The organism is Paracidovorax valerianellae (assembly GCF_900102625.1).
Taxonomy (GTDB): Bacteria; Pseudomonadota; Gammaproteobacteria; order Burkholderiales; family Burkholderiaceae_C; genus Paracidovorax; species Paracidovorax valerianellae.
In genome coordinates this window covers 23017-30865 of record NZ_FMZC01000027.1, presented here as the reverse complement: position 1 = coordinate 30865, position 7849 = coordinate 23017, and the positions used below count along the sequence as shown (strand labels likewise).

Below are 7849 nucleotides of genomic sequence, written 5' to 3'. Positions count from 1 at the left end.
TACTGGAACAACCATACCTTGCAAATCCTGCGCCCATCCATCAGCAGAACTACGTGTCAGATCAAGGGCTTGCAGATTGTTCAGGGCGGACTACCGAAGGGTTCGCAGCGACCTGGGATCACTTGGTCTTCGCGCATCCGGATGGGCGCCAGGCCCGACTTGCCTGCAGCACCGCGATTTCACCGTGCGTGCTACCGAATACATCGTCCGTTGGGTTGGCTCCGACGTTCCTGACACGCCAGTGCTTGAGAAGCGGACTCCCGACGCAGCATTGTCTGAGTTGATCGACGATTGGAACGACAACCACGGCTATGAAAGGCTTGGCGAGGACCGGAACATGCTGGAATCCAGACGGTCATATGAAGTCTCCGTCGATGCATCGTCGACGTGCGATTTGAATGGTCTCGAAGACCAGCGCGAGGAAACCCGTGTAGAAGAAAACGGCGACGGCGACAAGGTTTATCGCGTCAAAGGGTGCCCACACTGCGGCGCCGAACCGGTGCTGTTCCGTATAGGCGGATATTACGCACTCGACTGCAATCAACACAGAGATTTCGACGTTTGCGCTATGGCGGCGATTTTTCCAGATGAAGCAACTATCGAAGGCCTCATCAAGATCTGGAACGACGACCACCACTATCACATGCTCGAAGCCAACCAGTCCATTTTGGAGTCCAGGCAGTTCTACGAAGTGCCCTTGAATCCGTACCCCAAGCCGGCGAAAGCGAAACGATCGGGGAGGCCGACCAAAGGAAAAAACCGTCCAGCCAGTGCGGCCGAAGCGTCACGCTGAACTATGCCGATGAACGATGACATAGCGCACACCCTCGTCGCAATGACGGGCTAGCTGCGCGACCCTCGAGGCCGCAGCGATGACGTGGCCAACGCGCGGCACCTAGTTCCATCGCATCCAAGAATTCACGCTTACGGGTGCGCTTGACGGTGTTGCTCAGGCCCAGGCTGCTTTGCTTCATGGCCATATTGTCTGGGCTTCAGACCTCGTTCAAGCACTTCTCAGGGGATTCGTGTAGAGAATCCCTAGCGCGTCAGGCTCGACGGATTGATGGGCGACTCGGTCCGGTCTGCAGGTAGGATCAGAACGCGGTTTTCCCCCCTTCCAGCACATCATTAACCCAACGCTCATCAAGCGGTGAGACAAAACCTCGGTCGTCGATTTTTATAAATTTCCCCTCTTCTTGCCATCTTGACATCTTGGCAAGAAATTGTTCAGGGTAATTATTGCCTAGACAAGCGATGTTGCTCCACGGATCACAGATGTAAATATCTGAGTCCCACTCGGACATATCGGCTGGAAGACCACCTGAGCCAGCGCCGATCACTGCAACGACATGGTCCGCGACAAATTCCAGTGTTCGCGCCACGTAACCTTCGTCTTCCAAATACAGTCTTGCCAAAGTTGTCAGTTCTCCGCAATTGTGGGCTCTTCCATCCATGGCGACGCTTACAGCGTTGGTGTTTGTGTCGTACATAGCTTGCCCCCTCATTCTCAGAATCTCGATTTTTGCTCTCTCGACCCGGCGACTTTCCTCGGCGCCGCGGTTCGGTCTCGTTTTGTTTGAGGATTTGAGATTCGGTCTGTAATACTCATTCCTCACTCGATTTAGCACTTTGCTAACCACCATTTGCTCACGAGACATATGAGTACGCGGTGCTATGGAGGACGACCTCAAGGGTGAACTGCGGTTCAATGTAGCCAACTCGCCCAAGTGTCCTCCAACACTACTGGCGGGCGTGCTCGCCCCTGATGTACCCTCTGCGCGGGGTGATTCGCCTTGAGAAACCTCCGACCGAGCGTAGCGATTGGAGACATGACTCGGCACCGAACAACATCCACCCATGATTAACTTCCTAGTTGATTAATTGGCCTATCAGCATCACAGACGCCTGCAGAGCGCGATGGATCTTTGCGAAAAGTTTTCCACAAATGCGAACCTAGCACGCAATCGATATACATTAAGAGTGGGCGGTTTCAAATCGGAAATGCAATACCGGGCATTTGCTGAACGATTAATGGATTGCCGCGTCGCGCTGCTCGTCCATACCTTGCACGAGTTCGCGCATGGGCTGGATGGGGCTGCGCCAGTCGAGCGTAGCCCGCGGCCGGTTGTTCAGCAGGTCAGCGATGGAGTTCAGTTCCTCCCGGATCTTTCCCTTCGTAGTGGTAATGCTTTTCTGGATCACCCGACAAGCGACTCCCGGCAAGATGGTCATTGGCGCCCGCGTGGTGGACGCCGCGACCGGCAACTCCCTCACGTTGGGGCAGTCCATCGGACGCTACCTTGCATGCATAGTCTCCATGGTCCCGCTTTGCCTGGGGTTGTTCTCTGTGGGATTCGATGGTCGGAAACAGGGCTGGCACGACAAGCTGGCAGGGACCGTGGTCGTAAGATCGAAGAAACGGGGCGTTGAAGCCGTTAGCTTTAGACGGCCAGATCGATAGGGCTTGGCAAACGACCTTAACCTGGCTGGCCTGTGAATTCTCATTGCAGGGATAGAGCCAGTTCTGGTGCATCAACTGCACCTGCCAGCCAAGGAGGATGTATCACAAGGGTGATTAGGCTTTCCCCGAACCCGAACCGGCCTTGAGCGCCTCCAGTCGGCCGCGCAGCGTAGCGGCTTCCTCCCACGCTTGGTCGCACTCGGCCTGGCCCGCAGTCAGCCTCTCCGCTTCCCGTGGCCCCTCGGCAGCGATGCCCTTGCATTGCTGCTGATCACTGGGCCCAAAGGAACGAAAAACCGTATGCTACGAAAAACCGTACGCAAACAGTTGCTGGGTGAATGGCCGGTTATTTCTTCGGTCGCGAGCCAGCCGTAAGTGCCTCCAGCCGGCCGCGCAGCATGGCCGCTTCCTCCCGCGCCTGGTCGCGCTCGGCCTGAGCCGCTGTCAGCCGCTCCGCTTGCCGCAGCGCCTCCGCAGCGATGCTCTTGCGTTGCTCCTGGTGCAGCTGCGCCGCCACCTCGGCGCCGGCCTGCAGCTTGGTCAACTCCGTGCGCGCCTGATCGCGCTCCTCGCTCGTTGCATTCGCCGCCTTCTGTGCCTGATCCAATGCCGAGCGCGCCTGGTCGGTCGACAGATGGGCCCGCTCCAGATCCGCGCGCAGTTCATCGGCGCGGCGCTGGATCTCCGCCGTGCGGCTCGTCGCGCCGGCCAACTCGGTGCGCAGGGCTTCGATCTGCGTAGCATGGGCGTCGACCAGCGCCTGGGCCTTGCCGCGCTCGGCGCGCGCTTGCTGGGCGTCGCCGTGGGCGCGATCCAGTTCGGTGCGCAGTTCGCCGGCGCGGGCATCCGCCTGGGCCGCGCTCGCATTCCCCACCGCCAGCTTGTTCCGTAGGTCGTCAGCCTCGGCCCTCGACGTGGCCAGCAATTCCTGGAACGCATCGCTGCGGGCCTTGGCCTCGTCCAATTCAATTGCGAGCGCGTTGGCTAATTCCTCCGCCTCAAGGCGCGCTGCCTGCGCCTGGTCGCGCACGACTTCCAGGTTATGTCTCTCCGCGGCCAGCCGGCCATTGGCGGTTTCCAGGGCCAGTGACCACAGGTGATTGGCCAGCTCCCCGAGTTTCTCCGTGAACGCCTGCGGCGCCGGCTCCACGACAGGTGTCTTTCGCGCAGTCTGCCGGGCGCGCCACTCCACCATGGCCTCGGAGATGGTCGTGAAGCTGCCGCTGCCCAGTTGCTTGCGCACCGCCGCCAGGGTGGGACTGGCACCCGCCGCGTCCAGCTCGTCCGCCACCGCAAAAATCCGCTCTTTGGTAATCGCTGCCATTGGGTGCTCCCGTGAATGTCTGTATGTTGTAGATTGCACGATACTACAAAATACAATTGATCGTTTTTAGGCCGGGCAGGGCCGGATGCCGCGACGCGCGAGCCATCTTGACAATCGAGGTCGGTTTGAATAACGTTCGCCCCGTGAACCGCCGCAAGGCACCACGAAGCGCCTCAACTCCTGACAGGCGCGCGAATCGACCCCCAAGGTCGATTCCGGAGTACCTTCATCTTCGTAACCCGGACAGGGAAATCATGTTTCCCTGTCCTCAGCCGCAAGGCTGTGGGTTAGGTGCGTGATTTCCTCAAGTTCATCTTTTTGGAAATCACCATGACTGCAACCACCCAAGGCAACGACTATTTCAATCTGCATACCAACGGCATCGGTTACCTCAACCGCGTCCGCTGGGTTGAAACCAAGAATGGCGGCCGCCGTGCCGACACTTTTCTGGCATGCAGCATTTCCGCCTTGCGTGGAAATGCAGACAAACCTGACTACACCTACTTCGATCTTCGGGTCAGTGGGGACGAAGCCATCGACATGGTCGAAAGACTGGAGGTCGATGTTCGGGAACAGCGCAAGGTCGTCGTGTCCTTTCGGATCGGCGACATCTACCCTCACCTGTACGAACGCGATGTGCTGGATCAGAACCGTCGCAAGACGGGTCAAAAGGAGATGGCTACCCTCATCAAGGGGCGCCTGCTTCTGATCAACAGCATCACCATCGACGGCGAGAACGTGTACCGCCGTGAGGCGGATGCACCTCAAGACGACCTGCAACCCGGTTACGACGAACCGTCGCAAGGGGAGGGGGTCGATCAAGAGTGGCACGAGCCTGAGCAAGAGCAAAGGCAGGAGCAACCGGCGCCAGCGCCGGCGGCACGACCTGCAGAGCGCTCCGCGCAGCACGCTGCCCAGCAGCCACGCCAACAACGTGGCCCAGTGAACCGCCCACCGGCTCCACCACGGCACCCACAGGCTGCCCGCCCACCCGCTGCACCTCCTCAAGGAAATGCAGCGTACAACGCGGGCTATGCAACGGGAAGGGCTGTCCGCAGGACCGTCGATTCCGCCCCTGCCTGATTCGCCGTAAGCCCTCAAACCCCTGAACCTGCATTGCAGGCAAGGGGGTTTTCTTTTTTCTTCCATCCCCTGGGGACCACCGATCCCCAGTGGGGGCAGGTGTCCCTTTTTTCACGAAAGGCATACACCATGAACCAAGCTACTACCGTCTCCAGCACAGCACCCACTCTCCATGGACATTTGGCCAAAGAGTGGTGCGGCAAGCTACTGCCCCTGCAGGTTCTGCAATCACAGCGTGGCTACTACGTCGGCACCGCCGGTGAAGAGGGCCCCGTCTCTCGGGAGTCCAACGAATACTTTCGGACCGACGAACTCGCCCGGCAGGCCCTGCAGGACGGCAACTGGACCCAAAAGCAGGAACCCTGATGATGCAAATGCTTGACATGAACTTCACCCCCGACGAGTTGCGAGAGATCAATGATGCATTGAGCACCGCTGTACAGCGCATGCTCGACGAAGGTCAGACGCCTCAAGAGATCGAGTACCAGGCTTTGGCCATCGCATGGTTCGCACAGCGAAAGTGCGTCGAGAAACTGCTGCCTGGTGCCGAGCCAGATTGGCTGATCGAACGCGATGAACAGGTGAAAGCTGCCGTTGCGTCTCCCAAATGTCGGAGCGAGCCTCAAACCGACGAAACGTCTATGCACTGATGCACGGAAAGTGCGAGGGCGAGTTTGACTCGCCTTCAAAAACGCGTATGCTTTGCACCGTTTTGCGAGTGTTTACCGGTACCACTGGAATAACCGGAGCTGGTTCGCCAGCACATGAGGCACGTCAACCCCTGAAGCGTGCACGCTCTTCGGAGCTGGGGTTCCTGTCGGCACGGACCGCTGAATCGCACACCTCAAAAGTCCGCTAGTGCCCAGCCTGCCAGGTCGCAAGCCTGTCAGACATTCAAAGCCCACTGCATCCCACCTGCCTCGGCAGGTGCGGTGCTTTCTTTTCTATACCCGCCGGGACCCGTCTCCCCGCGGGTGGACGGTGGCCCGCGCACATCGCGAAAGACCACCAGCAAATGATCAGAGTTGACGACGCGACTTTGCGGATCAAGAAAATCCGCCAGAGCCGCAACGGCGCCTTTTGCATCGCGGACCTCACCACGAACTTTGGCGAATTCAAGGTAAAAGACCCGCTCCTCGACCAGTTCGAGGAAGGGGAATACAAAGCCACCGTGTGGGTCAGCGAGATCTACCTGTCGCAGTACATCTCTTTCGGCAAGGGAGTCACGGAAATCCGTGCCCGTCTGCATGACCTGCAAGTCGTCTCTCAGGACCGACTTCCCGCCGACCGCACACCCACTGAACTCGATCCACTGGACGAGCCGACACCCGTCAAGGGCCAAACCAAGGCCTCGGAGCCATCCAAGGAACAGTGCAGGGGAGCCGCACAGCACGCCGACAAGCGTTGGGACGATTTCAAGAAACCCCGACCTGCGCCGGCTCCAGAGTCAGTCGAAGCCGTGGATGACGGATTGTTCGATGCGGACCTTCTTGAAGCCATTGAGCGCGCAGATCCGGTGAAGCTCGATCCCACGGTGGACCGGGCTTTGCTCCGATCCCAGGCCGCATGGCTGCGCAAGCAAGGGTACGACTTCGATCCCAAGCTGCAGACCTGGTTCGCCAAGCGCTGATCTCCGCAACGTTTCAACAGCCCGCCCTTCAGGAGGGCTGTCCCGTGGCCGCTCCAGGAGCCCAAGGGACAGCCCTTCGCTGCTTGCAGCACGGGCTCTGCTCTCAACTGGGTGGCGGCAACCTGATGTGCCGCGGCTTTGCGGAAGAACCCATGCGTTCACCGCGCCATTACTCGGCCACCTGGACCTTCGCTCGCGGTGGCCCGCCTGCGCAACACGACAGGCCTTAACGGGCCCGTCCATATCGCAGCGAGGAGGTATCCATTCAAGACTTGATCTCAATCCAGCGGAATCCTGGAAAGGGGTTCCCCCAGCAGCCGGCACATGGCTCTTGAGGGAAACCATTTCCATCCCATTGAAACGATGGTTTCAAAGAGGCACGTTCAACTCTGAAAACGTGCCAGGCCGCTCCCCGCGGCCCGAGCGCTTTCCCTTTCTTCCATCAACCCCCGCGGGCTCCGAGTCCCGCAGGGGCCGGGCCTGCATCCATTGCAGGAGTACCCATGGCATGACTAAACCGAATCGCAAAGGAAGCAACGAATTGGCTCGCCTGCGACGCACGGCTCGACAATTCCCGGTACCGCTGACCACCCAAGCAAGAACGCAGGTCACCGCGCTCTTGAGGCGGCATGAAGAAGCCGTCGTCGGCACGACGCTGTTGGCGGTGGACCGTGACGATTTCTTCACCACCCCCGACAACAGTACCGGCTTCTACATCCTCGGCCTCTCGGACGACGTGTGCGCAGCGGCCGAAACGGTGGACCAGGCGGGAATCGCGGAGGCGATCCGATGGGCTGAAGCCGAGCCTGTCTGGTCGTGATCAAACCCCGAGGAACCCAGATGGGTTCCCCCAGCAGCCGCAGGTCGGCTGGTGAGGGAAACCATTTGAGTCAAACCAAAAATGGTTTCAAGCAGGCACGTTCAACTCTGAAAACGTGCCAGGGCCGCGAAATCGGTCCGAGTTCAGTGCTTTCATTCATCCACCCCTGCGGGACCACGGCCCGCAGGGGACCGTGTTCGCAGTTTTTCTCTAAAGGAGTAAACTTTTGAGCATGCCATCTACCGTCGAACTGGGCTTGTACGAAGCGCTCACCGAGGTCGGGATTCCCCCGGACGCGGCGCGCAAGGTCGAGCGGCAGTTCGAGTCCGCCATCCATGCAGGCAATGATGAGATTCGCGCAGAAATGCGCGATCAACTCTTTACCAAGACCGATGGCTCCGAAATGGAAAACCGTCTGCTGCGCGGAATGGCCGAGCAAACCCGCTGGATCATCACCAGCTTCTTCGGCTTTTCCGGCCTCACCATCGTGATCACGACGGCAGTCATCAAACTGCTGTAGGTCACTTCTTC

At 59.3% G+C, this 7849-nt stretch carries 11 protein-coding genes; 8 read left to right on the top strand and 3 right to left on the bottom strand.

Annotated elements, in window-relative coordinates; translation table 11 throughout:
• Window positions 1–184: 184 nt before the first annotated feature.
• Entirely contained in the window at window positions 185–793 is a 609-nt protein-coding gene (locus BLT03_RS24250; protein ID WP_139160519.1) for a hypothetical protein, read from the top strand.
• 301 nt (window positions 794–1094) lie between these two features.
• On the opposite strand, the gene BLT03_RS24240 is transcribed toward BLT03_RS24250, so the two are convergent.
• Window positions 1095–1490 (bottom strand): hypothetical protein, encoded by a 396-nt coding sequence (locus tag BLT03_RS24240; RefSeq protein ID WP_139160517.1) that lies wholly within the window; start codon window positions 1488–1490, stop codon window positions 1095–1097.
• Between the two features lie 538 nt (window positions 1491–2028).
• Entirely contained in the window at window positions 2029–2289 is a 261-nt protein-coding gene (locus BLT03_RS24960) for a hypothetical protein (RefSeq protein ID WP_245711537.1), read from the bottom strand.
• Between BLT03_RS24960 and BLT03_RS24955 the strand changes: the two genes are divergently transcribed.
• The gene (locus BLT03_RS24955; protein WP_353615290.1) at window positions 2186–2461 is read left to right on the top strand and encodes an RDD family protein; all 276 of its coding nucleotides are present in this window, start codon (window positions 2186–2188) and stop codon (window positions 2459–2461) included. The two genes, BLT03_RS24960 and BLT03_RS24955, sit on opposite strands and share 104 nt — an antisense overlap.
• Window positions 2462–2807: 346 nt before the next feature.
• Here BLT03_RS24955 and BLT03_RS23115 read toward each other — a convergent pair whose 3' ends face one another.
• A complete protein-coding gene (locus BLT03_RS23115; protein WP_092746124.1) occupies window positions 2808–3785 on the bottom strand; it encodes a DNA-binding protein in 978 nt (325 codons plus the stop codon).
• Between the two features lie 330 nt (window positions 3786–4115).
• On the opposite strand from BLT03_RS23115, the gene BLT03_RS23110 reads away from it, so the two are divergent.
• From BLT03_RS23110 to BLT03_RS23085, 6 genes are all read left to right on the top strand, one after another.
• Window positions 4116–4868 (top strand): DUF3577 domain-containing protein, encoded by a 753-nt coding sequence (locus BLT03_RS23110; RefSeq protein ID WP_092746131.1) that lies wholly within the window; start codon window positions 4116–4118, stop codon window positions 4866–4868.
• Window positions 4869–4997: 129 nt separating this feature from the next.
• The gene (locus BLT03_RS23105; protein WP_092746123.1) at window positions 4998–5234 is read left to right on the top strand and encodes a hypothetical protein; all 237 of its coding nucleotides are present in this window, start codon (window positions 4998–5000) and stop codon (window positions 5232–5234) included.
• Between the two features lie 17 nt (window positions 5235–5251).
• Window positions 5252–5518 carry a hypothetical protein gene (locus BLT03_RS23100; RefSeq protein WP_175537852.1) on the top strand — a complete coding sequence of 89 codons (267 nt, stop codon included), beginning with the start codon at window positions 5252–5254 and terminating at the stop codon, window positions 5516–5518.
• A 365-nt stretch (window positions 5519–5883) separates the two neighbouring features.
• A complete protein-coding gene (locus tag BLT03_RS23095; protein WP_092746121.1) occupies window positions 5884–6498 on the top strand; it encodes a DUF3275 family protein in 615 nt (204 codons plus the stop codon).
• Between the two features lie 508 nt (window positions 6499–7006).
• A complete protein-coding gene (locus tag BLT03_RS23090; RefSeq protein WP_092746120.1) occupies window positions 7007–7318 on the top strand; it encodes a hypothetical protein in 312 nt (103 codons plus the stop codon).
• Window positions 7319–7550: 232 nt separating this feature from the next.
• Window positions 7551–7838 (top strand): hypothetical protein, encoded by a 288-nt coding sequence (locus tag BLT03_RS23085; RefSeq protein ID WP_092746119.1) that lies wholly within the window; start codon window positions 7551–7553, stop codon window positions 7836–7838.
• Window positions 7839–7849: the final 11 nt, after the last annotated feature.